The 25,095-nt window shown below is 68.0% G+C and carries 22 protein-coding genes and 1 tRNA gene; 4 read left to right on the plus strand and 19 right to left on the minus strand.

All coding sequences use genetic code 11. The features are described 5' to 3' along the window. Positions 1–85: 85 nt before the first annotated feature. The gene (gene istA / locus AC0QR5_RS03855) at positions 86–1,321 is read left to right on the plus strand and encodes an IS21 family transposase (RefSeq protein WP_329862122.1); all 1,236 of its coding nucleotides are present in this window, start codon (positions 86–88) and stop codon (positions 1,319–1,321) included. Next, complete coding sequence (gene istB / locus AC0QR5_RS03860) at positions 1,318–2,076, plus strand: IS21-like element helper ATPase IstB (protein ID WP_475372497.1); 759 nt, start codon at positions 1,318–1,320, stop codon at positions 2,074–2,076. The genes istA (AC0QR5_RS03855) and istB overlap by 4 nt, the downstream gene beginning before the upstream one ends. A gap of 410 nt (positions 2,077–2,486) precedes the next feature. Here istB and AC0QR5_RS03865 read toward each other — a convergent pair whose 3' ends face one another. Beyond that, positions 2,487–2,654: a helix-turn-helix domain-containing protein gene (locus AC0QR5_RS03865; protein ID WP_475372498.1), complete on the minus strand. Its 168-nt coding sequence runs from the start codon at positions 2,652–2,654 to the stop codon at positions 2,487–2,489. 988 nt (positions 2,655–3,642) lie between these two features. On the opposite strand from AC0QR5_RS03865, the gene istA (AC0QR5_RS03870) reads away from it, so the two are divergent. Together istA (AC0QR5_RS03870) and AC0QR5_RS03875 are read left to right on the plus strand one after the other, a co-directional pair. Beyond that, entirely contained in the window at positions 3,643–5,205 is a 1,563-nt protein-coding gene (istA, locus tag AC0QR5_RS03870; protein ID WP_475372487.1) for an IS21 family transposase, read from the plus strand. Continuing rightward, the gene (locus AC0QR5_RS03875) at positions 5,202–5,948 is read left to right on the plus strand and encodes an ATP-binding protein (RefSeq protein WP_329863576.1); all 747 of its coding nucleotides are present in this window, start codon (positions 5,202–5,204) and stop codon (positions 5,946–5,948) included. The genes istA (AC0QR5_RS03870) and AC0QR5_RS03875 overlap by 4 nt, the downstream gene beginning before the upstream one ends. Positions 5,949–6,010: 62 nt before the next feature. On the opposite strand, the gene AC0QR5_RS03880 is transcribed toward AC0QR5_RS03875, so the two are convergent. The 18 genes from AC0QR5_RS03880 to obgE all read right to left on the minus strand — a co-directional run bounded on the left by AC0QR5_RS03880 (position 6,011) and on the right by obgE (position 25,032). Further along, positions 6,011–6,685, minus strand: coding sequence for a hypothetical protein (locus AC0QR5_RS03880; RefSeq protein ID WP_329863575.1), 675 nt, complete (start codon positions 6,683–6,685; stop codon positions 6,011–6,013). Positions 6,686–6,706: 21 nt separating this feature from the next. Then, positions 6,707–7,342: a hypothetical protein gene (locus AC0QR5_RS03885; RefSeq protein WP_329863573.1), complete on the minus strand. Its 636-nt coding sequence runs from the start codon at positions 7,340–7,342 to the stop codon at positions 6,707–6,709. Between the two features lie 131 nt (positions 7,343–7,473). Beyond that, the gene (locus tag AC0QR5_RS03890; protein WP_329863571.1) at positions 7,474–8,304 is read right to left on the minus strand and encodes an SMODS domain-containing nucleotidyltransferase; all 831 of its coding nucleotides are present in this window, start codon (positions 8,302–8,304) and stop codon (positions 7,474–7,476) included. Beyond that, on the minus strand, positions 8,301–8,864 hold the full coding sequence (locus AC0QR5_RS03895; RefSeq protein WP_329863569.1) for an SLATT domain-containing protein: 564 nt from the start codon (positions 8,862–8,864) through the stop codon (positions 8,301–8,303). Before AC0QR5_RS03895 ends, AC0QR5_RS03890 begins: the two co-directional genes overlap by 4 nt. A gap of 351 nt (positions 8,865–9,215) precedes the next feature. Then, a complete protein-coding gene (nrdF, locus tag AC0QR5_RS03900; protein WP_329863567.1) occupies positions 9,216–10,190 on the minus strand; it encodes a class 1b ribonucleoside-diphosphate reductase subunit beta in 975 nt (324 codons plus the stop codon). 89 nt (positions 10,191–10,279) lie between these two features. Continuing rightward, on the minus strand, positions 10,280–12,355 hold the full coding sequence (gene nrdE / locus AC0QR5_RS03905) for a class 1b ribonucleoside-diphosphate reductase subunit alpha (RefSeq protein WP_475372510.1): 2,076 nt from the start codon (positions 12,353–12,355) through the stop codon (positions 10,280–10,282). Positions 12,356–12,417: 62 nt separating this feature from the next. After that, the gene (gene nrdI, locus AC0QR5_RS03910; protein ID WP_329863565.1) at positions 12,418–12,897 is read right to left on the minus strand and encodes a class Ib ribonucleoside-diphosphate reductase assembly flavoprotein NrdI; all 480 of its coding nucleotides are present in this window, start codon (positions 12,895–12,897) and stop codon (positions 12,418–12,420) included. A 41-nt stretch (positions 12,898–12,938) separates the two neighbouring features. Continuing rightward, positions 12,939–13,184 (minus strand): glutaredoxin-like protein NrdH, encoded by a 246-nt coding sequence (nrdH, locus tag AC0QR5_RS03915; protein WP_329863563.1) that lies wholly within the window; start codon positions 13,182–13,184, stop codon positions 12,939–12,941. Positions 13,185–13,592: 408 nt separating this feature from the next. Further along, positions 13,593–17,393, minus strand: a complete 3,801-nt coding sequence (locus AC0QR5_RS03920; RefSeq protein WP_329863561.1) for a S8 family serine peptidase — start codon at positions 17,391–17,393, stop codon at positions 13,593–13,595. Positions 17,394–17,610: 217 nt separating this feature from the next. Further along, on the minus strand, positions 17,611–17,958 hold the full coding sequence (locus AC0QR5_RS03925) for a zinc ribbon domain-containing protein YjdM (RefSeq protein WP_329863559.1): 348 nt from the start codon (positions 17,956–17,958) through the stop codon (positions 17,611–17,613). 166 nt (positions 17,959–18,124) lie between these two features. After that, positions 18,125–18,197 (minus strand) — tRNA-Ala (locus AC0QR5_RS03930). 87 nt (positions 18,198–18,284) lie between these two features. After that, positions 18,285–18,680 (minus strand): ribosome silencing factor, encoded by a 396-nt coding sequence (rsfS, locus tag AC0QR5_RS03935; protein WP_329863557.1) that lies wholly within the window; start codon positions 18,678–18,680, stop codon positions 18,285–18,287. A 41-nt stretch (positions 18,681–18,721) separates the two neighbouring features. Continuing rightward, positions 18,722–19,924 carry a hypothetical protein gene (locus tag AC0QR5_RS03940; protein WP_329863555.1) on the minus strand — a complete coding sequence of 401 codons (1,203 nt, stop codon included), beginning with the start codon at positions 19,922–19,924 and terminating at the stop codon, positions 18,722–18,724. Between the two features lie 17 nt (positions 19,925–19,941). Then, positions 19,942–20,520: a nicotinate-nucleotide adenylyltransferase gene (gene nadD / locus AC0QR5_RS03945; RefSeq protein ID WP_475372499.1), complete on the minus strand. Its 579-nt coding sequence runs from the start codon at positions 20,518–20,520 to the stop codon at positions 19,942–19,944. 46 nt (positions 20,521–20,566) lie between these two features. After that, positions 20,567–20,785 carry a hypothetical protein gene (locus AC0QR5_RS03950; protein WP_329863553.1) on the minus strand — a complete coding sequence of 73 codons (219 nt, stop codon included), beginning with the start codon at positions 20,783–20,785 and terminating at the stop codon, positions 20,567–20,569. A 101-nt stretch (positions 20,786–20,886) separates the two neighbouring features. Continuing rightward, positions 20,887–22,248: a glutamate-5-semialdehyde dehydrogenase gene (locus AC0QR5_RS03955; protein ID WP_329863551.1), complete on the minus strand. Its 1,362-nt coding sequence runs from the start codon at positions 22,246–22,248 to the stop codon at positions 20,887–20,889. An 85-nt stretch (positions 22,249–22,333) separates the two neighbouring features. Further along, positions 22,334–23,473, minus strand: coding sequence for a glutamate 5-kinase (proB, locus tag AC0QR5_RS03960; RefSeq protein WP_329863549.1), 1,140 nt, complete (start codon positions 23,471–23,473; stop codon positions 22,334–22,336). 2 nt (positions 23,474–23,475) lie between these two features. Then, positions 23,476–25,032: a GTPase ObgE gene (obgE, locus tag AC0QR5_RS03965; protein ID WP_329863546.1), complete on the minus strand. Its 1,557-nt coding sequence runs from the start codon at positions 25,030–25,032 to the stop codon at positions 23,476–23,478. Positions 25,033–25,095 lie beyond the last annotated feature (63 nt).

Raw genomic sequence — 25,095 nt, forward strand, 5'->3', positions numbered from 1 at the left:
ATCTCGAGTCCGCCTCTGTTGACGCCGACCGAAAATAGGGCCAAGAACGCCAACTGAAAATGAGGCCACCTGACCATCATGGAAGGTGATCACATTGGACGTTTGGGCGCAGATTCGCCACCGGTACGCGACGGAGAAGATCTCTAAGAGAGAGCTGGCCACGCAGCTCGGGGTTTCGCGGGGAACGGTTGACCGGGCGCTGGAATCAGACCGGCCGCCTAAGTACGAGCGGGCGTCGGCAGGTTCGAGCTTCGACTCCTACGCCGGCCGGGTCCGGACCCTGCTGGCCAGGACTCCGACGATGCCGGCCACCGTGCTGGCCGAACGCGTGGGATGGACGGGATCGGCGTCCCTGTTCCGCGACAAGGTCCGCCAGATCCGGCCCGAGTATCTGCCGGCGGACCCGGTGGACCGGCTGGTCCACGAACCGGGCAAGGCGGTCCAATGCGACCTCTGGTTCCCGCACGAGCCGCTACCGCTCGGGCACGGCCAACAGGGCAAGCCGCCGGTGCTGGTCATGACCAGCACCTTCTCCGGCTTCATCCAGGCCCGGATGATCCCCACCCGCACCACGCCGGACCTGTTGGGCGGGATGTGGTCGCTGATCCAGGACGCGGCCGCGGTCCCCGAGCGGCTGGTCTGGGACAACGAGAGCGGCATCGGCCAGGGCCGGCTGACGGATCCGGCCGCGTCTTTCGCCGGGGTGCTGGGCTGCACGATCCGCCAACTGCCGCCGAACGACCCGGAGTCCAAGGGCATGGTGGAGCGGATGAACCGGTTCTTCCGCCAAGGCTTCATGCCCGGCCGGACCTTCGCCTGCCCGGGCGACTTCAACGAGCAGCTGGCCGACTGGTTGCCGCGGGCCAATGCCCGCTACTCGCGCTCCCGCCACGGACGGCCCGCCGAGCTCGTGTTGCGCGACCGCGAGGCGATGCGCCCGCTGGCACCGCTGGCGCCCGAGACTGGGTTGCGCAAGAGCATCCGGCTGCCGCGGGACTACTACGTGCGGGTGTTCTCCAACGACTACTCCGTCGACCCGTCGGCGATCGGGCGGATCGTGGACGTGGCCGCGGACCTCGAGCAGGTGACCGTCACTGCCGGCGGGACGTTGCTGGCCAAGCACGAACGACGCTGGGCGCGCCACCAGATCCTTACCGATCCGGCCCACGTCGACAGGGCCGCCGCCCTGCGCCGCGCCCACCGCACCATCAGGACCGGCCGCCACGCCGAGGTCCAGGAACGCGATCTGGGCATCTACGACCGGCTCTTCGGCCTCGCCGTCCCGGACGATGCGCGTGAACTGGCGGAGGCCGGCCGGTGAGCGAGCCGGCGAAGAGCATCGAGTACTACGCCCGGGCATTACGCGCCCCGCGCATCACCGACGGCTACCGTGCCCTGGGCGACCGCGCCCGGGAAGCGGGCTGGTCCCACGAGGAGTACCTAGCCGCCGTGCTCAGCCGCGAGGTCGCCGAGCGCGAAGCCTCCGGGGCGGCCCTGCGGATCCGTGCCGCCCGCTTCCCCGGCGCCAAGACCATCGAGGAGTTCAACTTCGACCACCAGCCGGCCGCCGACCGCAACCTGGTGGCCCACCTCGGCACCGGGGTCTTCCTCGAGGAAGCCAAGAACGTGGTCCTGCTCGGTCCTCCCGGCACCGGCAAAACGCATTTGGCCGTGGGCATCGGGATCAAGGCCGCCCGCACCGGGCACCGGGTCCTGTTCGACACCGCCACCGGCTGGGTCGCTCGCCTCGCCGAGGCGCACGAACGCGGACGCCTGCCCCAGGAACTGACAAAGCTGCGCCGCTACAAGCTGCTGATCGTCGACGAGGTCGGATACATCCCGTTCGACCAGGACTCGGCGAACCTGTTCTTCCAACTGGTCTCGTCCAGGTATGAGCACGCCTCGCTGGTCCTCACCTCGAACCTGGCGTTCAGCCGTTGGGGCGAGGTCTTCGGCGACGCTACGGTCGCCTCAGCCATGATCGACCGCATCGTCCACCACGCGGAGGTTCTCAACCTCACCGGCAGCAGCTACCGGCTCCGCAACAGAACCACCACAAGACCTCAGGCACAATAGAACCGCAACCCGGTGGCCCTATTTTCAGTTGGCAGAAATGGCCCTATTTTCGGTCGGCGTTAACACGCCTCGCTCTTTTTTCGGCCCGCTTTGCTTCTAGGGCATTGTGGATGGCCCCGATGACGAGGGCGACAATAAGGAGGGAATCCATGCAAAAAGCGTATCTCTGGAGGCCGATAGCTTAGACCGAAGCAGCAGGAGCATCCGGCACAACGTCTGTCACAGTGGCTACCTGGCGTGGCGCGCAGATGAATGCCTTCCGTAGCAGCGGCTCCCCAGGTAGCCGAGGGCTCATGACCCCGAATCCGGACAAGGAGGCCGCGCAAAGTCCTTTGCCCAGTCTTTCCACTGCCGAGCGTGGGGGCGTCACAATCGCAAGCATGGCCGCGTAGTGATCGACGGGGATTCGGCTAGCCCTGCGACTCTTCATCTACCTCAAGAAGCTCGTTGATGTTCACGTTCAGGGCTGCAGCAAGGTCCCACAACCGTTCGTAGGCGAGACTGCGCTTGCCAGCCTCGAGTCGATTTAGGTGCACACGGCTCAAATCGGCGGCCGAGGCTAAGGCCTCCTGAGTCATGCCTCGAGTAAGCCGAAGTTCACGGATACGGGATCCAACTCTTTGGCGGCGTGACTGCCATCGCCCAGCGGCCTCAGGAGGTATATCTGTCGGTCGGATAGGCACATCTCATGCCATAAGAAGTCAAGCAATAAGTCTGTATCACTAGTGATACATTGCTAGTTGTTCTTGTCACATGAGGAGGTTAACTTGGGAGTCGGCGTCGTTTTGACCATGCGAGAACCGGTAACAGTTAGAGAACTGCGGCATTTTCTGACATTTGTGACCGATGACACGGATTTGGATGCAGACTTGAGAGCAGGCTACGTCGATGAGGGTGTGTTCCTACTTGCTCTCGATAAGCCAACGTCGTAGCTCCTCGCTTGTTTACAGGCAGTCCCTAGTTGAGCCTATGTCTGCCAAGCACAAAAGCGTCCCCGGGCAGCACCGCCTAGCCGGCAGTAGAGTCTCCAGCCGTGAGTCCCTGCTCGGATGTCCATCCGCTGCCAAGGAAGGGCGGAGTGTCGAAGTGCGACAAGCCCCACGAAGTAGGGCGCAACAAGTCCCGGTCGCTCTTTACGTCGCATTTCTCGATTACCCATGCGACGAATGGCTCTTGCACAGGAATAGCCATCAGCATCGAATCTCGTGGCGGATCGCTACTCAAAACCGGCCGAACTGACTCCGCGGCCATTAGGGGATGCCGAACCGCAAATTGTGGGCTGGGATAGTCGATGTCACCAAATGTCCTAATTCCAGCAGGGACGATCAAGACTTGAGGGATGGTCCCGGCTTGGGCTGTTGTCTTCAACGGACCGAGCGTTAGCGGTACGACCTTGCCTTCCTGAATATTCGCTTCGTTGGGGTCCACCGGTCGTGCGTTCGGGGGCCGGTGCGCTCATCGCCCGATATTGAGCGTGGGGACCGGCAGTGGCGTGCTTGGGGGCCACCGCGCGCTTAGGCTCCTTCCGCCGTACGTATAGGGCGCACGGCGGAAGGAGAACCATCAATGGTACGGAAGATCAGGGCCAAGCTGGTGTTGCAGTTGCGGGCCGAGGGCTTGTCCGGCCGGGTGATCGCGGCGTCGCAGGGCATGTCCCGGAAATCGGTCACGGCGGTGCTGGAGGCCGCCGACGCTGCCGGTATCGGCTGGGACGAGATTAAGGACCTTGCCCACGGCGAGGTTTACGAGTTGTTGTTCCCGGGTCGTGGTGAGCATCAGAGCGTGTTCGCCCAGCCGGACTGGGAGCGGGTTCATCGGGAGCTGGCGCGGGTCGGGGTGACGTTGAAGCTGCTGCACGGCGAATACGCTGATGGCTGCGCGGCCGGCAGCGAGCCGGCGATGGGATACGACCGGTTCTGCCGGACCTACCAGCGCCACGTGCTGGTCACCGGGGCCGCCTCGAGGGTCGGGCATAAGGCCGGGCAGACGGTCGAGGTGGACTGGTCCGGGCCGACGATGCAGCTGCACGGTCCGGTCACTGGCGCGACCCGGACGGTGTTCTTGTTCGTGGGGTGCCTGCCGTTCAGCCGCTACGCCTTCGTCGAGCCGACCTTGGATATGAAGCAGGACACCTGGTTGCGGGCGCACGTGTCGATGTTCGAGGCGTTCGGCGGCTCGGTGCCCAGGATCGTGCCGGACAACCTGAAGACCGGGGTGATCAGTCATCCCCGTGAGGGCGAGGTCGTCCTGAATGATGCCTACCGGGAGATGGCCGCGCACTACTCGGCTGCCGTGCTGCCGGGGAGGGTGAGGTCTCCTAAGGACAAGGCCAGCGTGGAAAACACGGTCTGGCACGTGGCCATGCGCGTCATCGCTGACCTGCGGGAGCAGCGGTTCGACTCGTTGCCGCAGCTGAAGGCCGCGGCTACCGAGCGGGTGGCGACCTATAACGCGGAGCCGTTCCAGAAGCGGCCCGGGTCCAGGACCAGCGTGTTCACCGCCGAGGAGCGGCCCCTGCTGACGCCGCTGCCGCAGGTGGCCTACGAGATCAGCCGGTGGGTCTATGGGCGCAGGGTGGCCCGCAACGGACACGTCGCCTGGGAGAAGAACCACTACTCGGTGCCCTTCGCCCATATCGGCACCACGATCGACCTGCGCATCACCGACCGGATGCTCGAGGTCTACCGGGGCGTCGAGCGGGTGAGCAGCCACTTGCTGCTGCCGGCAGGCTCGGCCAACGAGTACCGCACCAATGACGCCGACCTGCCCGCCGGCGGGCGGTATCAGCCCTGGGACGCGCCGAGGGCCCGGGAATGGGCGGGACGGATCGGCCCATCCGCCGTGGTGGTGGTGAACCGGATCTTCGAATCCGTTCCCGTGGAAGAGCAGGGCCTGGACGCCGCCCTGGCCGTGCTGCGTCTGGCACGGCGGTATTCCGCGGAGCGGGTGGAGGCCGCCTGCCGGATCGCCCTGGGTGGCAGGATCAGATCCCCGCGCTATGCGCATCTGCAACCGCTCCTGGCCACCGGCCAGGACCAGGCCCCGAGGCTGAGGCCCCCACGGGATGAGCCAGCGGAGCTCGGCGGGTACGTTCGCGGCGCCGACTACTACGCGGGAGGCGCCAAGTGAGCGGGATCGATACCGAGACCAAGCGCAAGCTCCGCGAGATGGGAGCCGCCCCTTTGCTGGCGGCGCTGGAGGCGCAGGACGAGAACCTGATCCTCGGGATGAGTTTCGAGGACCGGCTGCGTCTGGTCGTCGACGAGGCCCACTCCACCTTCAACCACGCCAAGGTCGAGGGCCTGGTCCGGCGGGCCGGACTGCGCTACCCGGCAGCCGACCTGCGCCGGCTCGACAGGGTGGACGAACGCGGCCTGGACCGCAACGTCATCGCGCAGCTCGGCACGTGTTCGTTCATCGAGCGGCAGCAGAACGTGGTGTTCCAGGGCTTCACCGGCTCGGGGAAGTCCTACCTCGGGTGCGCGCTGGCGAAGCAGGCCTGCCAACACCGGATCCGGGCCCACTACATCCGGATGCCCGATCTCGAGGAAGCCTGGGCCCTGGCCAGGGACAAGCCGCTGGGAGCTACGAAGTTCCTAAAGAAGTACGCCGCGTTCACCCTGCTGGTGATCGACGAGTGGCTGCTTGACCACCCGGACGAAGGGATGCGAAGCATGCTCCTGGAGCTGCTTGAGCGCCGGTACGACAGTTCCTCGACAGTGTTCTGCACCCAGTACGCCAAGAAGGACTGGCATCAACGGCTTGGCTCCGGGGTGCACGCCGACGCGATCATGGACCGAATCGTGCACAACACCATCTGGGTCGATACCGGCACGCACAACATGCGCGAACACGCCATGCAGAATCAGTAGCAGGACCGTCGGTGGGGACCAGTGGCCCCCACCGACGCCACTGCTGGCCCCCACCGGCAATATCACTGGCCCCGAACGGCAATATCGGATGGCCTCCAAGCCTTCGAATACTCACCTTCCCATAGCAGCCTGGTCGTGCGCAGGACAGCCCGTTGGCGGATAGTGGCCGTTCCAGTTGCCAAGGGTAGTTCGCTGCCTGTGATCGCCTCGATCGCCAGTAAGTCTTCGAGCGACTCAATGGAGATTTGGGTGGCGCTGGTATCAGCGCTCGTAGCCTCTGGAATGGCAAGGCTGAAGAACTCCTTTCCCGCCACGATGAACAGCATCGCAGTACTTCGCATCACCTCTTGTTCGAATCGCAACTTCGCCAAAGCCATCCGGTTTGTAGTCAGTTGCGCGGCGACAACTTCGCAGCGCGGTGAGGTAGGGCCATTATTGCCGAGATCGAACGAAAGCTCATAGGTGAGGCAGCCCGCGATCAGGGCGCGCCACTCATATCGTCCACTCTCTGTCTGCCCGCGAGTGGCGGCAGCGTCATACTCAGCCACTGTGGTTCCGTCCGCTGCTTCCAGCCGAACTTGGACGCGATTTCTCGGGTCCATGCGCATCATCTCGGTGATGGTCAGTTGCTTGAACCCTTCAGGGGCCGACTTAGTGGTTGGGTCCAGCAGTGGCATCTTAGTATCGATTGGCGCGAAAAAGGCCACGCCGCTGCTGATGAGCTCGTCGGTTCCCACTACGACAGGGGTGTCTGTGGCTTACTTACCGAGTTCCAGTACACCCAACTTTGAGAGGCGCATGACCAGATCCAACGTTTCAGCGCATAGTAGGGCGACAGTTGCGAAGTAGGACACGGCCCCGGAATAGCGCTCCTTGATCGGCAAGAGCGTTCCCGACTCCTTGGGTCCTTTCACATCCACGTGGACGAGGTCACCGTAAAGCCATGCCATTGCCAATTGGCTGTCGGACACTTGCGGCGTCGACTCGGTACCATCGTTTTTCACCGACTGGACTGCGTATCGCAGGACGCGGAGATCAGACTCCTGATGCCTTTCCCAGGCGCCTCGAAGTCGCTCGAGCTCCTCACGAAGTGCATCAATACCGGCCGATTCCTGCTCCTGCTCGTCCAGAATGCTACCGATTGCGCGAAGGACCTTTTCGTTGTGCACCGACTCACTCTTGAGAAGGATAGGCCTCAGGCGTGCCGCCAAAGACTCAAAGAGTTCCTCGTCTGGCAACTGCCTGCGCATCTCGAAGGTCCCGTCCAGGGCCAGAGTGCCTGCCACCGTAAAGTCAGCGAGTGCGACAAGCCTTTCGCGGTCGGAAGCCAACGAGTGAGAGGCAATGCGGCGCGCCCTGAGGACGAAACGCTGTAATGTGTCCACTTTTGTCATTGGTACAGCATCTCCTCGTTGGGCCCGTGGATTTGGTGCGGCTGCGGACAGAGAATCGTCGAGGGCATTCCCCTCCCCTAAGGGGACAGCTGGCTGCCAGCGGTCCTCGCTGTGAGTTCCGCAATGGCGGACTAGCGGCTGAATTCAAAAAGCAATTTGAGTGCCGCTACTGCCTCAGCGGGCTTGCCGGCGTTATGTGCTTCAAGGGCGCGTCGAGCCCGGAGGGCGGCCGTCTTTGTCTTGGACAGCGCGTCGGCTCGATTTGCTTCCGAAGAACACGGATTGATCCGGCGTCCGGATGCGACGGGCGAATTCATCGCTGCCAGTTCCAGCGCGACAAGCTCTTCCAAGATGAGGCAAAGATCCCAGATCAGGATGAACGTCGAGACACCACTTGAGTACTTGGCGGCCCGCATCTCCAGGTAGAACGAGGAGATTGGGACCCCCTTTCGGTATTTCCAAGCCTTCAGGAGCCGAATCAGTTTCTTGACCCCGCCGTCGTGCTTCTTGTTGATGTCCGAGACATACTCTGCGTCGGCGGACGGGTTGCTCTTCATCCAGTCACCCGATTTCGGGTCCGGTATCCAGTATCCGTCCGAGGCGTAATATGCCGGGACTACCTCCAAGGTTTCCCTGCCCTCCGCGAATTTGCAGACCACGGCCGGTGAGGACACTCGGACTTCGGTCGTTGTGAACCTGGCCTTGAGTGAATCTCGTACTTTTGCGAGCGCCGTCGACGGGGTAGGCCTCGTGCCCTTCATCGACGCGAAGAAGTCGACGTCACTATAAATCGAGATGCCGGTTCCATGCGTGAGTGAACCGGTCTCGAACATTCCGAAAGTCCCCGGATGTTGCTCCAAACGGGCTGCAATTGAGTCCCGATGCGAGCGAGCAGCGTCGAATTGGGCCGGCGACGGAGTGAAGTAGGAGAGGAGTTCGTTCAGCTTTTGGGGAGCGGTCACTCGTTCGGATCCTTTGTGTCAATTGAATGCGTCTGGCCTCCGGCCGCCAAATTCTTTTTGGCGCTAACGTATGCGCGGCGGAGAACCGGCTCCGCGCCCCGGCTGATCTCCGCATATCTGTCCGTGAGGTTTCGCAGCCTGTCCCGGGCATCGTCATACTCGAGGCGCCCCAGGTCAATGAGCAGCAGCTGCCGTGCCTCCATCTGGATGTCCCGGTACGCATTCGCGGCAGTCGCAGCTCTGTCCGACCTGCGCTCAGCGCTTAGCGTGGTGGTCGTCGTTGCCAGGGCGGCGCTGAGCAGGCTGACAATTGCGGCGAAGACTTGCCACTCCTCGGAGACAAGCATGATTGTCCCGGCTACCGCAGCAAGAACGGCCGCGGGGATGCCGAGTTGCAGGTTGGTACTCCGCCATATCTTGGATTGCTCGAATTGGCTCTGCTGGGAATACCTCGCGTTCTCTTCGAGCCTTGAGAGCTCCGCTGCGATCGGCAGCAATGCTCCGGCGAGATCATTCGGCACGGCGAGAGCCGTACTTCCGGCGTCTGCTGTTGCAGTCACGTACACCCTCCCGTGGGGCAGCGGCAGCAGGCGATGGTTGTATGCCGCTGACCTCTTTATGGGGACCGGTCTATCCAAGCCGGTCCAGGAAATCCGAAAGTCTCGGCGGTGACATCAGCCGGACGTCGTCCCCGCGGCCTGCCCTCCTTCACCTGGTTCAGGCGCAGGTGTGCTCGGGCGGCCGCTCAGGGTGTGCATCACCCCCCGTGACAGGCTGGTTGGCACGACGACCGGTCCCTTCGGAAGCCAGTGCCTTGCCAACTAGCCTGTCACCTATGCCAAGTTGGCTGGCATACGCCAACTAACTTGTCACCTATGCCAAATAACTTGGCAACTCACACACACGGCAAGCTAGAACTCCCAGTCCTCGTCTTCCGTGTTCACGGCCTTGCCGATGACGTAGGAGGATCCGGAGCCGGAGAAGAAGTCGTGGTTCTCGTCCGCGTTGGGGCTCAGGGCGGAGAGGATCGCCGGGTTCACGTCGGTGACCGACGCCGGGAACATCGCCTCGTAGCCCAGGTTCATCAGGGCCTTGTTGGCGTTGTAGTGCAGGAACTTCTTGACGTCCTCGCTCAGGCCCACGCCGTCGTAGAGGTCGTGCGTGTACTGGACCTCGTTCTCGTAGAGCTCGAAGAGCAGCTCGAACGTGTAGTCCTTGAGCTCCTGGCGGCGCTCCTCGCTGAGCTTCTCGAGCCCCTTCTGGTACTTGTAGCCGATGTAGTAGCCGTGCACGGCCTCGTCGCGGATGATGAGGCGGATCAGGTCGGCCGTGTTGGTCAGCTTGGCCCGGGAGGACCAGTACATCGGCAGGTAGAAGCCGGAGTAGAAGAGGAAGGACTCGAGCAGCGTCGAGGCGACCTTCTTCTTCAGCGGGTCGTCGCCGTGGTAGTAGCCCTCGACGATCCGGGCCTTCTTCTGCAGGTTCTCGTTCTCCGTGGACCAGCGGAAGGCGTCGTCGATCTCCTTGGTGGAGCACAGCGTCGAGAAGATCGAGGAGTAGCTCTTGGCGTGGACCGATTCCATGAACGCGATGTTCGTGTAGACGGCCTCCTCGTGCTGCGTGACGGCGTCCGGGATGAGCGAGACGGCGCCGACCGTGCCCTGCAGGGTGTCCAGCAGGGTCAGGCCCGTGAAGACGCGCATCGTGAGCGTCTGCTCCTCGGGCGTCAGCGTCCCCCACGACTGGACGTCGTTGGACAGCGGCACCTTCTCCGGCAGCCAGAAGTTGTTCACGAGGCGGTTCCACACCTCGACGTCCTTCTCGTCCTGGATGCGGTTCCAGTTGATCGCCTCGACGTGGCCCAGCAGCTTGACCTTCTCGGTCATTTCTTCCCCTGACTTTCCTTCGTTGAATCCTTGGGTTCGGGTACGACGGCGGGCGCCCGCCCGCCGTCGTACCCTTCAGCCGTGCGCTGCTACAGCATGCACGAGACGCAGCCCTCGACCTCCGTGCCCTCCAGCGCGAGCTGGCGGAGACGGATGTAGTAGAGCGTCTTGATGCCCTTGCGCCACGCGTAGATCTGCGCCTTGTTGATGTCGCGGGTCGTGGCCGTGTCCTTGAAGAACAGCGTCAGGGACAGGCCCTGGTCCACGTGCTGGGTGGCTGCGGCGTAGGTGTCGATGATCTTCTCGTAGCCGATCTCGTACGCGTCCTGGTAGTACTCCAGGTTGTCGTTGGACAGGTACGGGGCCGGGTAGTACACGCGGCCGATCTTGCCTTCCTTGCGGATCTCGACCTTGGCCGCCACCGGGTGGATGGAGGAGGTCGAGTTGTTGATGTAGGAGATCGAGCCGGTCGGCGGCACGGCCTGCAGGTTCTGGTTGTAGATCCCGTGTTCCATGACGGAGGACTTGAGCGCCAGCCAGTCCTCGCGGGTCGGGATGTGCACGCCCTCGAACAGCTCGGCGACCTTCGCGGTCTGCGGCGTCCACTCCTGCTCGGTGTACTTGTCGAAGAACTCGCCGCTCGCGTACTTCGAGTCCTCGAAGCCGCCGAAGGCCGCACCGTGCTCGATCGCGAGCAGGTTGGAGGCGCGCAGGGCGTGGAACAGCACCGTGTAGAAGTAGATGTTGGTGAAGTCCAGGCCCTCTTCCGAGCCGTAGTGGACCCGCTCGCGCGCCAGGTAGCCGTGCAGGTTCATCTGGCCCAGGCCGATGGCGTGCGACTGCCGGTTGCCCTCGGCGATGGAGGGGACGGAGGCGATGTAGGACATGTCCGACACCGCGCTCAGCGCGCGGATCGCGGTCTCCACGGACAAGCCGAAGTCCGGCGAGTCCATGGTCTTGGCGATGTTCATGGAGCCGAGGTTGCAGGAGATGTCCTTGCCGACCTCCGCGTAGCCGAGGTCCTCGGAGTACACCGAGGGCGAGGAGACCTGGAGGATCTCCGAGCACAGGTTGCTCATCGTCACCTTGCCCTTGACGGGGTTGGCGCGGTTCACGGTGTCCTCGAACATGATGTACGGGTAGCCGGACTCGAACTGGATCTCCGCGAGGGTCTGGAAGAACTCGCGGGCGTTGATCTTGGTCTTCTTGATCCGCGCGTCGTCGACCATCTCGTAGTACTTCTCGGAGACGGAGATGTCGGAGAACGGCACGCCGTAGACGCGCTGGACGTCGTACGGGGAGAAGAGGTACATGTCCTCGTTCTTCTTGGCCAGCTCGAACGTGATGTCCGGGATGACGACGCCGAGCGAGAGGGTCTTGATGCGGATCTTCTCGTCCGCGTTCTCGCGCTTGGTGTCGAGGAAGCGGTAGATGTCCGGGTGGTGCGCGTGCAGGTAGACGGCACCGGCGCCCTGGCGGGCACCGAGCTGGTTGGCGTAGGAGAAGCTGTCCTCGAGGAGCTTCATCACGGGGATCACGCCCGAGGACTGGTTCTCGATCTGCTTGATCGGGGCGCCGTACTCGCGGATGTTGGTCAGCGACAGGGCCACGCCGCCGCCGCGCTTGGAGAGCTGCAGCGAGGAGTTGATGCCGCGCGCGATGGACTCCATGTTGTCCTCGATGCGCAGCAGGAAGCAGGAGACGAGCTCGCCTCGCTGCTTCTTGCCGGCGTTGAGGAAGGTCGGGGTGGCCGGCTGGAAGCGGCCGTCGATGATCTCGTCGACGAGCCGGACGGCCAGCTCCTCGTCGCCGCGGGCGAGGTGGAGGGCGACCATGCAGACGCGGTCCTCGTAGCGCTCGAGGTAGCGCTTGCCGTCGAACGTCTTGAGCGTGTAGCTCGTGTAGAACTTGAAGGCGCCCAGGAAGGTCTCGAAGCGGAACTTCTTCTTGTAGGCCCGCGAGAAGAGGTCCCGCACGAAGTTCATCGTGTACTGGTCGAGCGTCTCGCGCTCGTAGTAGTCGTGCTTGATGAGGTATTCGAGCTTCTCGTCCAGGTCGTGGAAGAAGACCGTGTTGTTGTTGACGTGCTGCAGGAAGTACTGGCGCGCCGCGGCCCGGTCGGCCTCGAACTGGATGCGCCCGTCCTGGCCGTACAGGTTGAGCATGGCGTTCAGCTCGTGGTAGCCCAGCCCCGCGTACGCCGCGGGGACCTCCTTGCCGTCCGTGGTCACGGCCGGCTCTGCGACTGTTGTGTCCAAAACTCTTCCAATCCTTGGCGTACGTTGGACACGTCTTCGGGCGTGCCCATGAGTTCAAAGCGGTATAGCAGCGGAACGCCGCACTTGGCCGAGATCTTGCGGGCCGCGAGGCAGTAGGCCGTTCCGAAGTTGGTGTTGCCCGCACCGATCACCCCGCGTAGGAGGCTCCGGTTGCGTTCGTCGTTGAGGAACCGCACCACTTGCGGCGGTACGGAGTGCCGTCCCTCCTCGCCGCCGTAGGTCGGCAGGACCAGGACGAACGGCTCCGTGGCCACGAGGCGTGGCTCGTGGGGATAGAGCGGGATGCGCGCGGCGTCGAGCCCGACCTTGTCGATGAAGCGGGCCGTGTAGCCGGACACGGAGGAGAAGTAGACGAGCCCCAGGCCCGTCGTCTCCTCGGGCTCCGTGCCGGTCGACGGCGCGGCCGCGGCTGGTGCGCCGAGTGGCATCGCGTCCGCCTCCGTGGGTTGGTGCCGGGTGGTTCTTCGGGTCAGGCGACCGAGCTCGTGGCGGCCTGCGCCAGTTCCTCGATCTTGTCCGGGCGGAAGCCGGACCAGTGGTCCGCCTCGGTGACGACGACGGGGGCCTGCATGTACCCGAGGGCCCGCACGCGCTCGAGCGCCGTGGGATCCTGGGAGATGTCCACGGACTGGTACGCGATCCCCTTCTTGTCGAGTGCGCGGTACGTCGCGTTGCACTGAACGCAAGCTGGCTTCGTGTAAACCGTGACGGTCATGGCCGGTGTCCCCTCGTGCAGATGATGGCTTGTTCTTCCGCCCCTTCCGGCGCCTCCGCACGTGGTGCGGCCGACTGGATCCGGGACGATTCGCGGGTTTGGTCCTTGGGGCCTCGCCAGCGATCTCAATACTACATCTAGTGCATGGCCGCGTCTTGGACCCCTAGATGATGTATTACAAGTATGTCATTTGAAAACCCTTTCGTCCACAGCCCGTGGGGATAAACGAGCCCCGGATTGCCGTGGAATCACGCCGATCCCGGCTCCGGGTCCACAGGGTGTGGAGTGCTCGTGCACAGCTTGAATCCACCGCGTGTCGCGTCCGCCCCGGCGTGTCGCGGACAACGCGGGGCGGGTGCCGGAAACCTCCGGCACCCGCCCCGTGGTCCTGGTGAAGACCGCCGCCTGCTAGGGGCGCACGGTCACGACGAGCTCGTTGCTGGCGGTGCTTCCGGCGTCGTTGAAGAACTCGGCGACGTACCGGTGCCTCCCCGGTTCCAGGCCCTTCAGCGTGGTCCGGGCGGACTGCGCCTGCGGCGTGCGGGCCTCGAGCACCTGCTCGTCGACGACCTCGCCGTCCTCGAGCAACCGGTACCCGGTGGCGTTGGTGCCCCACCAGAGGTTCGCCACGACCGTGGTGCCCCCGGTCGTCGCCGGCCCCTCGGTGGAGAGCACGGGGCGGCCCGGCGCGGCGTCGGACACCCTCACCGTGACCGGCGCCGACCAGGTGGATCCCGCGGAGTTGACGAGCTCGCCCGTGTAGACGTAGCTGCCGTTCGGCCGGCCCGTGATGCGCGTCGCGACGGACTGGGCGTTGGGGCTCGCGGCCTCCAGACGGTGCACGGCGACGAGCTCGCCGTCCTCGTACAAGCGGAAGAGGCTGCCGTTGCCGCCCCACCACAGGTTCATGGTGATCGAGTAGTCGCCGTCCATCAGCCCGGTGTCCCAGCCGTTGTCCGATTGCAGCACGGGGGTGCCGGGGCGGGTGGCCTCGTCGTCGTCCGGGACGCCCGGCCCGGGCGTGCCCGGGTCCGGCTCGCCGGCGCCGGCGTCGCACGGCAGCGCCACGGGATCCTCGACGGCGGCCCCCGTGGTGATGGACACCGCCGTCGTCTCCTGAAGGCCGTCGTAGCGGATGACGGCCTGGTAGTGCGAGTCGGCCTTGAGCCCGCTCCACCGTACGGGGATCTCCAGGGGGACCCCCGCCGTGCCGTCGACGGAGGCCGGGAGCACGAGTTCGGCGGCGGCGCCGTCGGACCCCTCCGCCATCACCGTCAGGTGCCACTCCGCCGAGCTCTGGCCCGCGGCGAACTGCCAGGCCTGGGCGTTGATCCGGTAGCCGCCCGCGACGGGGGCCTCGACGACGAGTCGCTCGTTGCGGCTGACCGAGGCCGCGCCGGTCCACGTCTGCGCGTAGAGGGACTCGGAGCTTCCCTTGCGGAAGAGGACCATGTCCAGGTCCGTGTTCGCGCCGTGGGCGTCCGTGAGCTCGAGCACGAGCCGCTCGGTGCCCTCGGGGACCTCGAACTCGTAGCCGATGGTCTCCTTGGCCGCCTCCACGCGCCCGCTGAACTCCGAGGCGCGGGCCGGAGCGGCGCCCGTCCGCCCCGGCCCCATCGAATACAGCGAGGTGCCGGAGTGGATCCAGCCCTCGGTGGCCCGGAAGTACTTCGCCTCCTGCAGCGCGGTCGAGCTCGGCACCACGGGCCCCGTCTCTCCCGGGACCACGGCGAGGCAGAGGCCGCCCGTCGTCCCGGTCCCTGCAACGGCGGCCGGGACCTGAAGGCCCACGGGGCGCAGCGCCACGGGAACGCGGATCGAATCCGCTCCGGGCCCCTTCCACAGCAGGTGGCCCTGGGCGAACCGGTCCAGCGGCGCCGTCGTCCGGGTGAAGGAGACCGTGTACTCGAGGCTCTGCCCGGGCCCCGTGAACTCGAGCCGTGCCGGTTCCACGGTCGCGGTGAAGCCCGGCACGTCGACGTCGGCCGTCCACGTTCCGGCGCGGAGCGACGTCACGGTCCGGGTGACCCGGCGTGCCCCGACGACCTCGCCCGCGGCGATCGAGGGGATGTTCAGCTCCGTGCCGGAGACCGCCTCGGGGTGGGAGGGGTCGGCGACCCAGCGCCGGTAGCCCGTCCATTGTTCCGCCGGTGCCGGGTGGTAGAAGCCGGCGTCGAGGAAGCGTCCGGCGCCGACGTGGCCCGCGCCCTGCGCGAACACGTCGCGCGAGGCCCCGCCGTCGGGCGTCTTGAGGTCCACCGCGGTGCCCATCAGGGCCGAGCGGATCTCGTCCGCTCCCGCGAGGGGCCTCTCTCCGAGGTAGAGGGCCGCGAGCCCCGCGACGTGCGGCGAGGCCATCGAGGTCCCGGACATCACCACGTGGCGCGGCTCCCCGCCGGCCGGGTTGGCGCCCGCGGCGATGACCGTGGTGCCCGGGGCCGCGACGTCGGGCTTGAGCAGGTTCTGGGCGTCGGAGCGGATCGGGCCGCGGCTGGAGCTGCCGGCGATCTGCGGGACCGGGATGTCTACCGGATCGGAGGGCTCCTTGGCGAAGGCGGCCGTCCCGGTTCCGCCGGCCGCGTACTCCTTCACCGTGGCCCCCGCCTCGGCGCCGACATGGACTGCCGGGACGACGTAGTCGAGGGCCGCGAGGTCCGCGGCGCCCCCGGGGACGTTCACGAGGACCATCCCGGCTCCCCCGGCGCGCGCCACCTCCGCGGCCTTGTCGACGAGCGCGATCTCGCCGCGGTCGCAGACGACCACCGTGCCGGCGGCCTTCGACGGGTCCAGCGAACCCGCGTCACACAGCGCGGCCCGGGCGTTTCCGTCCAGCGACGCGTCCTGCCCGCGCACGAGCGCGGTCTGCGGCAGCCCGTCGCTCGGCACCGTCAGCGAATGCCCCGTGAAGGTCCGTCCGTCCCCGAGGACCAGATCGGACTGGGGGTTGGCGTAGGTGCTGTTCGCCACCGTGGTGATCCACGGCGAGGTGTTCCCGACCGTCGAGGCGCCCGGGCCCGAGTTGCCGGCCGAGGCGGCCACGAAGACCCCTGCGTTGACGGCGTTGAGAAAGGCGAGGTCGCTCGACCCCACGGATGTAGACGCCCCGCCGGAGGGGCCGATCGAGTAGTTGATGACGTCGACGCCGTCCTTGACGGCCTGCTCGATGGCCGAGACGAGCCCCAGGCTGTTGCAGCCGGCGGTGCCGTCCGCGTAGGACCAGCACGCCTTGTAGGAGGCGATCCTGGCCGCCGGGGCCACGCCCGAGATGCGCTGGCGGTGGCCCGGGCCGACGACGGCCTCGACGCCGAAGTTGCCCGCCGCGGTGCTGGCGGTGTGGGAGCCGTGCCCGTTGCCGTCGCGCGGGGAGTCGTACTCCCCCTGGGCCGGCGTGGCGATCGGCTGGGTGCCGAAGAGGAAGGAGCGGGCGCCGATGAGCTTGGTGTTGCACAGATCGGCCGTGAACTGCTGCCCCTCCTCGCATTCGCCCGTGAAGCGCTGCCCGTCCGCCTTGTCGAAGTGGATCAGGCCGCCCTGCCGGTAGGGCCGCCCTCCGGTGGCTTCGGTCCCGAGCGGCTCGCCCGCGAAGGACGGGTTCTCCGGCGCGATCCCGCTGTCGACGATGCCGACGACGATGCCCTCGCCCGCCGCCTCGGTCCCGCCCAGCGCGTCCCAGACGCCTCCGGTGCCGTCCGCATCGGCGCCAAGGCCCAGGAACTCGGTCGTCGATCCCTGCAGTTCCAGCATCTCGGCCGGTTCCACTGCCTCGACCCGCGGATCGGACGCCAGGGCCCGCACCTGCTCGGCGGTCAGCCGCGCCGCGAAGCCGTTCTCGACCACGGTGTACTCGTCGTAGACGCGGTCCTCGCCGAGCTTGACCGCCCGGCGCAGCCCGCGTTGCGCGGACAGGAGGTGGTCCTGGTAGCGCTTGACGCCGTCTTGGCGGAGGTCGAGCCTCGCGCCGTCCGCGGGGCGGGTCGAGCCCAGCCCGGCGACTCCCCCGTCGTAGGCGGCGACCGCGTCGTCGGCCAGCCGGACGAGGTAGTCCCCGGCCTCGACTGCGCGCCCGACCGGCGTCGACGAGGCCTCGGCCTCCGCGGCGGCCGGGGCGGCCCCGGCCGGTGACGACAGGGCGGCGGCGATGAAGCCGGCCGCGAGCATCCCGCCCGCGGCCGCGCGCAGGCGGCGCCTGATTGCCTGGTGTTCGTTCATGATCGCCGCTCTTGATCAGGGCCCCGGGCGACGTTGCACGGGGCCTGAAGGTGGGCATCCGGCGGGCCGGCGGAGGGCCGGCACGATCCGGATGCGAAGTGACCCTTTCAGAGTAAGCGGCGTGACTGCTTCTGTGAAGGGTGTGGCACCCATCAAAAAGGGCCGGGCATCGTGGTGATGCCCGGCCCTGATGGTCCGGCGATGGCGCGGACGGCGCTCAGATCTTCTTGACGACGCCCGACTTCAGCTGCAGGGGCCCGAAGCCGTCGACCTTGCAGTCGATGTCGTGGTCGCCCACGCCGTCGACGAGGCGGATGTTCTTGACCTTGGTCCCCACCTTGATGGGCCCGGCGGCACCCTTGACCTTGAGGTCCTTCACGACCGTCACCGTGTCCCCGTCGGCGAGCACGTTGCCGACGGCGTCGCGGATGACCCGCTCCTCCTCGGCCTCCGGCCCCGCTTCCTGGCTCCACTCGTGGCCGCATTCGGGGCAGGCCCAGAGCGCACCGGTTTCGTAGGCGTAGTGCCCCGCGCACTCGGGGCAGGCAGGCGATGCATCAGTCATGCCCACGAGCCTAAGCCCGTCCCGACACGCCGAAGGACCGGGATCCGTGGGGCGCGCTCCCGAGCGTCGGACTCCGGCGCCCGGGACTCCTTCGGAAGCAGGGACCCCGTGGGAAGCAGCAAGGCCCCGTCCGAAGACGGGGCCTTGCCCAAAATACACGCATCCGTGGAGGTAAGGGGATTCGAACCCCTGACCTTCTGCATGCCATGCAGACGCGCTACCAACTGCGCCATACCCCCGGAAGGGCGTCCCGCGGCGGACCGCTGGACAACTCATCCATCATAGGACATGCCGTTTCCGGCGCGCAAATCCGCCGACGGCGGGATTCAGCCCGCGTCGGCGGTACCCTCCGCGGCGTTCTGCTGGGCGGGAAGCGGGATGACGGGGCAGTCGCTCCACAGACGCTCCAGGGCGTAGAAGACGCGGTCCTCGTTGTGCTGGACGTGGATGACCACGTCGAGGTAGTCGAGAAGGACCCAGCGGCCCTCTCCCCTGCCCTCGCGGCGCACGGGATTCAGGTCCAGGCGGGTGTTCAGCGCGTCCTCGATGCCGTCGACGATGGCGTTGACCTGCCGCTCGCTCGAGGCCGAGGCGATGAGGAACGCGTCGGTGATGCCGAGGCGCTCGCTGACGTCGAGCGCGACGAGGTTCTCCGCGAGCTTGTCCACCGCGGCGGCCGCGGCCGTCTGGATGATGTCCAGGGAATGGTCGTTGATGGGCACTTTTCTCCTTGGGCCCCGCGCGTCGGGCGCCGGGTGTGGGTTTAGAGGGAATTGATGAACAGGACGAGTCCCGCGAGGAAGGTCGCGGCTCCGAGCGCCAAGGCGGCGACGGAGAGCAGGAGCACGCGGTTGGCGCGGCGCCCGCCGGCGGTGAGGTAGTCGAGCGGCTCGAGCCCCTGGGCGGACCTGGCCTGGACCGGGGCCGCGTCCTGCCCGGAGGCCGGGACCACGCGGGGCGTATCGGCGTCCGCCGTCGGCCGTCCGGGAACGACGGCGCCGCCCTCCAACGCGTCGGCCTCCGCCCCGGTGCCGTGCCCCGTGGTGGCGGAACGGTCGGCGTCGAGCCTCCGCGCGTCCGCCACGGCGGCCCGTGGCAGCTCGATGCTGACGCCGCTGGTCAGCGGCCCGTGGACGCCCGTGTTCGCGAGCTCGCGCTCGGCCCGCGCGTCCCGCAGCTGGTTCATGGCGCCGGTGAACGGATCGGAGCGCACCTGCTCCAGCCGCTGGGAGTTCGCGGCCTCGAGCCTGCGGCGTTCGGCGACCCTCCGATTGATGATGGCGGCGCGGGCGGCATGCTCCCGCTGCCGGGCCAGGACCTCGAGGTCGATGAGGCCCGTCTCCGAGGCCGCGGGTCCCTCGGCGCCGTCGCCCACGGCCGCGGCGCGCCGCGCCGCGAGGGCCTCCTCGACGCTCATCTGCCCCTCGCCGACCGGCGCGGCGCCGGCGTCATCCGAAGCACCCCCGGCCGGACCCCCGCCGGGATCCGCCGGCGTGGCCCCGTCGTCGTCCTGCGTCGCCGGGCCCGTGCCGCCGACCGCGGTCCCCGGCTCCTGCATCGCGGCGCGCGCGGCGGCCAGGGCCCGCAGGCGCAGTTCGCGTCGGGTCATCGGGGACGGATCGTCTCCCGGGGAGACGGGTTCCGGGGCATAGGACGCGAGCGAGCGCTGCCGGCGCAGGGCCTCCCGGTCGCGTGCCCGCTGCAGGGACGTGCGCTCGGAGCGCTCCGGGACGGCGTCGACGGGGCCGGGGGCCGCGCGACGGCTCCGGTTGGCCCGCGCGACCCGCCGCGCGGTCTCCTCTTCGGACTCCACGGGCGCCGCGGGACCGGGCGCGGCCGGACGTGCGGCCTCCGCGGCCCCGGCCGCGGGGGGCTCGACCGGCAGACCGCTGGCATCCGCCTGGGCGGCCCTGCGCTTCTCGCGCAGAGCCCTCCTGCTCAGGGCGGACCCGTCCTCGTCGCTCATGCCGTCTCTCTCCCGGATCAGGCGCCGTCGGCGCCGCCGTCGTCGTTGTATAGCTGGTGCTTGGCGATGTACTGCACCACGCCGTCCGGCACCAGGTACCAGACGGGCTTGTGGCTGCGGACGCGTTCACGGCAGTCCGTCGACGAGATGGCCATCGCCGGGACCTCCAGGAGGCTGATGTCCTGGCGGCCCAGGTCGGGCAGCTCGTGGCCGGGCCTCGTCACGCCGACGAAGTGGGCCAGGCTCCACAACTCGTCGATGTCCTTCCAGGACATGATCTGCTCGAGCGCGTCCGCGCCCGTGATGAAGAACAGCTCCGCGTCCGGTCGCTGGCGCCGCAGGTCGCGCAGCGTGTCGATCGTGTAGGTCGGCCCCGGGCGGTCGATGTCGACCCGGCTCACGGTGAAGCGCGGGTTCGAGGCGGTGGCGACGACGGTCATGAGGTAGCGGTCCTCGGACGCCGAGACGCGGCGGTCGGACTTCTGCCAGGGCCGGCCAGTGGGGACGAACACGACCTCGTCCAGGCCGAACTCGGCCGCCACCTCGCTGGCGGCGACGAGGTGGCCGTGGTGGATGGGATCGAACGTGCCGCCCATCACCCCCAGGCGGACCGGCCTCGTGGCCGTGCCCGCTGCGGCGGAATCAGTGATGGCCGTGCTTGTTGGTGTGCTGGCGGTGGGTGTCGGCGACCTCCGCGTGGGCCTCGTGCCGCCGGCCGACGTTGGTGAAGGAGACGGTGATGAGCAGCAGCACCAGGAAGACGGCGAAGATCGAACCGCCGACCAGGAGGGCCTGGTTGGCTGCGCTCTCGGCGGCGTGCTCCGTTGCGGCCACGGCCGCTCCCACGTACTGGTTCAGCATGTCTCTCCCTAGGACTCAAGATGCGCGCCCCGGGCCCGGCTCGCGTCCGGAGGAGGGGCAGTTGCTTTGCTCCCCCCTATGTTACCCATGTTGCTGGTGCTCTACGAACGGACGTGGCCGTCGCCCTGCACGATCCACTTGGTCGTGGTCAGCTCGCGCAGTCCCATGGGGCCGCGTGCGTGCATCTTCTGCGTCGAGATGCCGATCTCCGCGCCGAGTCCGAGCTGGCCGCCGTCGGTGAAACGCGTGGACGCATTGACGATGACGGCCGCGGAGTCGACCTCGCGGATGAAGCGCTCGGCGTTGGCGAGGTCGTTGGTGAGGATCGCCTCGGTGTGGCCCGTGGACCAGCGCCTGATGTGCTCCATGGCCTCGTCCAGGCCGTCGACGACGGCGACCGCGAGGTCCAGGTTCATGTACTCGGAGCCCCAGTCCTCCTCCGTCGCGGGCACGGTGGCCAGCTCCGGTACGAGGGCCGCGGCGCGTTCGTCGACGTGGAGCCGCACGCCGGTCCCCGCGAGCGCCTCGAGCACGGCGCGCCCCGCCCCCGCGTCGCGGTGGATCAGGAGCGTCTCGACGGTATTGCAGACCGAGGGCCGCTGGGTCTTGGCGTTGAGCAGGATCGGGACGGCCGCCTCGGCGTCGGCGGACGCGTCGAGGTAGATGTGCACGTTGCCCTCGCCCGTCTCGATGACGGGCACGGTCGCATTGCGCACGACGGACTGGATGAGGGAGCGCCCCCCGCGGGGAATCAGGACGTCGACCTTGCCGCGGGCCGCCATGAGCGCGGTGGCCCCCTCGCGCCCGTAGTCGTCGACGCTCTGCACCGCGTCCTCGGGCAGCCCGGCCGAGCGCAGCGCGTCGCGGATGAGGTGCAGGAGGGCGAGGTTGGTCTCGGCGGCGGCCGAGCCGCCGCGCAGCAGCACGGCGTTGCCGCTCTTGAGGGCGAGGCCGGCGATGTCGACCGTGACGTTGGGCCGGGCCTCGTAGATGGCGCCGACGACGCCCATGGGGACGTGGACCTGGCGCAGCCTGAGGCCGTTGGGCAGGGTCTGCCCCCGCAGGACGGATCCGACGGGGTCGGGCAGGCCCTCCAGTTCCCCGAGCGCGGCGATCAGGCCGTCGACGCGGGCGTCGTCGAGCCGCAGCCGGTCGAGCAGGGCGTCGGCGGTGCCGGCCTCGCGTTCGCGGGCCACGTCCTTCGCGTTGGCGGCGAGCACCGCGGCGCGCCGGGCGTCGAGCTCGCGGGCGATGGCCGCGAGTCCGCGGTCCTTCCAGTCCCGGTTGGCGCGCGCCAGGACGCGCGATGCGGTGCGGGCGCGGTCGGCGCGGCGCCCGATCTCCTCGGCCGCGGTGGCTCGCTCCCTCGCGGGCTCCGGCAGCGAGGACGACGGCGAGGCCTCCGTCGCGTCGTGGACGGCGGGGTCCTGTGCGGGCACGGCTTCGGGAACGGTGTGGCTCATGGACCCAGCTTAGCGACGCCGCGGGCGTCCTCCCAGCTTCGTGAAGCCCGCACGGGTGGTGACCGCGACCGGTACCGGGGCGACGCTAGACGAGCACGAGGTCGTCGACGTGGACGACGACGCGCTCGAAATGCGCGCCGAGCGATCGCGCGAGCTCCCGTGTGCCCCGCCCCAGCATCTCGGGCAGCTCCCCCGAGGAATAGTTCACGAGGCCGCGCGCCAGGACGTGGCCGGTACGATCCGCGATCTCGACGGCGTCGCCGGCCTCGAAGTCCCCCTCGACGCCCGTGATCCCGGCGGGCAGGAGGGACTTGGACCCCGTCGCGACGGCGGCGACGGCGCCGTCGTCGAGGACGAGGCGGCCCTGCGTGCTGGCCAGGTGGGCGAGCCAGAGCAGGCGTGCGGGGCGCCGGGTACCACGGGAGGCGAACCAGGTTCCCACGTCCTCCCCGGCCAGGGCCCGGGCCGCGTTGGAGGTCGAGGTGACGAGGGCGGGAATCCCGGATTCGGCGGCGATGGTCGCGGCCTGGACCTTGGTGGCCATGCCGCCCGTGCCGACGCCGGCCGCGCCGGTGCTGCCGATCCGGATGCCCTCGAGGTCCTCGGCCCGGCCGACGTGCGGGATGCGGGTGGCGCCCTCGGCGGGCGGGCCGTCGTAGAGGGCGTCGACGTCGGAGAGCAGGACGAGGGCGTCGGCCTTGACGAGGTGCGCGACGAGGGCGGCGAGGCGGTCGTTGTCCCCGAAGCGGATCTCGTGCGTCGCCACCGTGTCGTTCTCGTTGACGATCGGCACGACGCCGAGGGCGAGGAGCCGTGCAAGGGCGCGGAACGCGTTGGCGTACTGCTGGCGCCGGATCAGGTCGTCCGCCGTGAGCAGGACCTGCCCGACCGTCACGCCGTGGGCGCCGAAGGCCTGCGTGTACCGGGCCATGAGCAGGCCCTGGCCGACGCCGGCTGCGGCCTGCTGCGTGGCGAGGTCACGGGGGCGGCGTTCGAGCCCCAGCGGCGCGAGCCCGGCCGCGATCGCGCCGGAGGAGACGAGGATGAGCTCGGTACCGGCGTTGCGCACGGTGGCGAGGCGGTCCACGAGCTCCGCGAGCGCGGGCTCGGAGATGCCGCCCGTGACCGTGGTCAGCGACGAGGAGCCGACCTTGACGACGAGCCGGCGTGCCTGCGGCAGGTGGGACCGCCGGAGGATGGAGGAGGCCTTGCGGTTCTGGCGCATGCTCAGTCGTCGTCCCCCGGCGCGCGGTGCTTGTAGTTCACCGACTCGGTCCAGATGCCGGCCTTGCGCTCGGCCTCGAGCTCGGCGCGGGCCGCGGCCTTGGCGTCGCGGCGTTCCTGCTGTTCCTGGCGCTTCTGCCCGCGTGTGGGCCGGTTGGTCTCCTCGAGGCGGACGTCCTGTCCGCGCCGGGAGCCGAGCAGTTCCGCCCCGGCGGCCATGGTGGGCTCCCAGTCGAAGACGACGCCGGTGGAGTCGTCGCCGATGACGACGGCGTCGCCGGGCGTGGCGCCCATCTTGAACAACTCGTCCTCGACGCCGAGCTTCGCGAGCCGGTCGGCGAGGTAGCCGACGGCCTCGTCGTTGGTGAAGTCGGTCTGCATGACCCAGCGCACGGGCTTCTCGCCGAGCACGCGGAAGAGCGGCTCGAGGTTGCGCTCCTCCCGGCGGATCGAGAATCCGCGGGCGTCGACGCCGCGGGGGCGCAGGACCTGGACGGGGGCGGGGGCGGGCGTGGCCTCGCGGTGCGCCCGCGCCTCGTCGACGAGGCCGGCCATGGCGAACGTGAGCTCGCGGAGTCCCTCCCGGTTCAGGGCCGAGACCTCGAAGACGCGGTAGCCGCGCTGCTCGAGTTCCGGGCGGACGAACTTCGCCATGTCCTCGCCGTCGGGCATGTCGACCTTGTTCAGCGCGATGAGCCGGGGGCGTTCGTTCAGGGGGACGGCATCGCCGTCGGAGAAGCCGGAATCAACCGCGTAGGCGGCGAGCTCGGCCTCGATGACCGCGAGGTCGGAGAGTGGGTCGCGGTCCGATTCCAGGGTGCCGCAGTCGAGGACGTGCACGAGCGCCGCGCAGCGCTCGACGTGGCGCAGGAACTCCAGGCCCAGGCCGCGCCCTTCGCTCGCGCCGGGGATGAGTCCGGGCACGTCGGCGACGGTGAAACGGACCTCGCCGGCTTGGACGACGCCCAGGTTCGGCACGAGGGTCGTGAACGGGTAGTCGGCGATCTTGGGGCGGGCGGCGGACATCGCCGCGATGAGGCTGGACTTGCCGGCGGAGGGGTAGCCCACGAGGGCGATGTCGGCGACGGTCTTCAGCTCGAGGACGATGTCCCGCGCGGAGCCGGGAAGGCCGAGCAGGGCGAAGCCGGGGGCCTTGCGCTTGGCGGAGGCGAGCGCGGCGTTGCCGAGCCCGCCCTGCCCCCCGGCGGCGGCGGTGAACTCGGCGCCCTCGCCCATCAGGTCCGCGAGGATGTTCCCCTCGCGGTCCTTGACCACGGTCCCGTCCGGGACGGGCAGGACGAGCGACTGGCCGTGCTTGCCGGGGCGGTTGTCGCCCTTGCCGCCCTCGCCGTTGCCGGCGTGGCGGTGCGGCAGGTGGTGGTAGTCCAGCAGGGTCGTGGCCTGGTGGTCGACGCGGAGCACCACGTCTCCCCCGTTGCCGCCGTTGCCGCCGTCGGGGCCGCCGAGCGGCTTGAACTTCTCACGCTTGATGGACACGCAGCCGTGGCCGCCGGTTCCTCCGGAAACGTGAAGGACGACGCGGTCGATGAACGCTGCCACGGCTGGACTCCTCTGTGTGCTGCTGGTCGTGCAGGCCGGCGCGAAGCTGCGCGCCGCTGGAAT

This window comes from Arthrobacter sp. J156 (genome assembly GCF_056172865.1).

Bases quoted from the DNA above. Each gene is read 5' to 3' on its own strand.
- AC0QR5_RS03865 (WP_475372498.1), bottom strand. From the start codon at position 2,654: ATGACTCAGGAGGCCTTAGCCTCGGCCGCCGATTTGAGCCGTGTGCAC.
- istA (WP_475372487.1), top strand. From the start codon at position 3,643: ATGGTACGGAAGATCAGGGCCAAGCTGGTGTTGCAGTTGCGGGCCGAG.
- AC0QR5_RS03885 (WP_329863573.1), bottom strand. From the start codon at position 7,342: ATGACAAAAGTGGACACATTACAGCGTTTCGTCCTCAGGGCGCGCCGC.
- nrdF (WP_329863567.1), bottom strand. From the start codon at position 10,190: ATGACCGAGAAGGTCAAGCTGCTGGGCCACGTCGAGGCGATCAACTGG.
- nrdE (WP_475372510.1), bottom strand. From the start codon at position 12,355: ATGCTCAACCTGTACGGCCAGGACGGGCGCATCCAGTTCGAGGCCGAC.
- nrdI (WP_329863565.1), bottom strand. From the start codon at position 12,897: ATGCCACTCGGCGCACCAGCCGCGGCCGCGCCGTCGACCGGCACGGAG.
- nrdH (WP_329863563.1), bottom strand. From the start codon at position 13,184: ATGACCGTCACGGTTTACACGAAGCCAGCTTGCGTTCAGTGCAACGCG.
- AC0QR5_RS03920 (WP_329863561.1), bottom strand. From the start codon at position 17,393: ATGAACGAACACCAGGCAATCAGGCGCCGCCTGCGCGCGGCCGCGGGC.
- AC0QR5_RS03925 (WP_329863559.1), bottom strand. From the start codon at position 17,958: ATGACTGATGCATCGCCTGCCTGCCCCGAGTGCGCGGGGCACTACGCC.
- AC0QR5_RS03940 (WP_329863555.1), bottom strand. From the start codon at position 19,924: ATGAGCGACGAGGACGGGTCCGCCCTGAGCAGGAGGGCTCTGCGCGAG.
- nadD (WP_475372499.1), bottom strand. From the start codon at position 20,520: ATGGGCGGCACGTTCGATCCCATCCACCACGGCCACCTCGTCGCCGCC.
- AC0QR5_RS03950 (WP_329863553.1), bottom strand. From the start codon at position 20,785: ATGCTGAACCAGTACGTGGGAGCGGCCGTGGCCGCAACGGAGCACGCC.
- AC0QR5_RS03955 (WP_329863551.1), bottom strand. From the start codon at position 22,248: ATGAGCCACACCGTTCCCGAAGCCGTGCCCGCACAGGACCCCGCCGTC.
- proB (WP_329863549.1), bottom strand. From the start codon at position 23,473: ATGCGCCAGAACCGCAAGGCCTCCTCCATCCTCCGGCGGTCCCACCTG.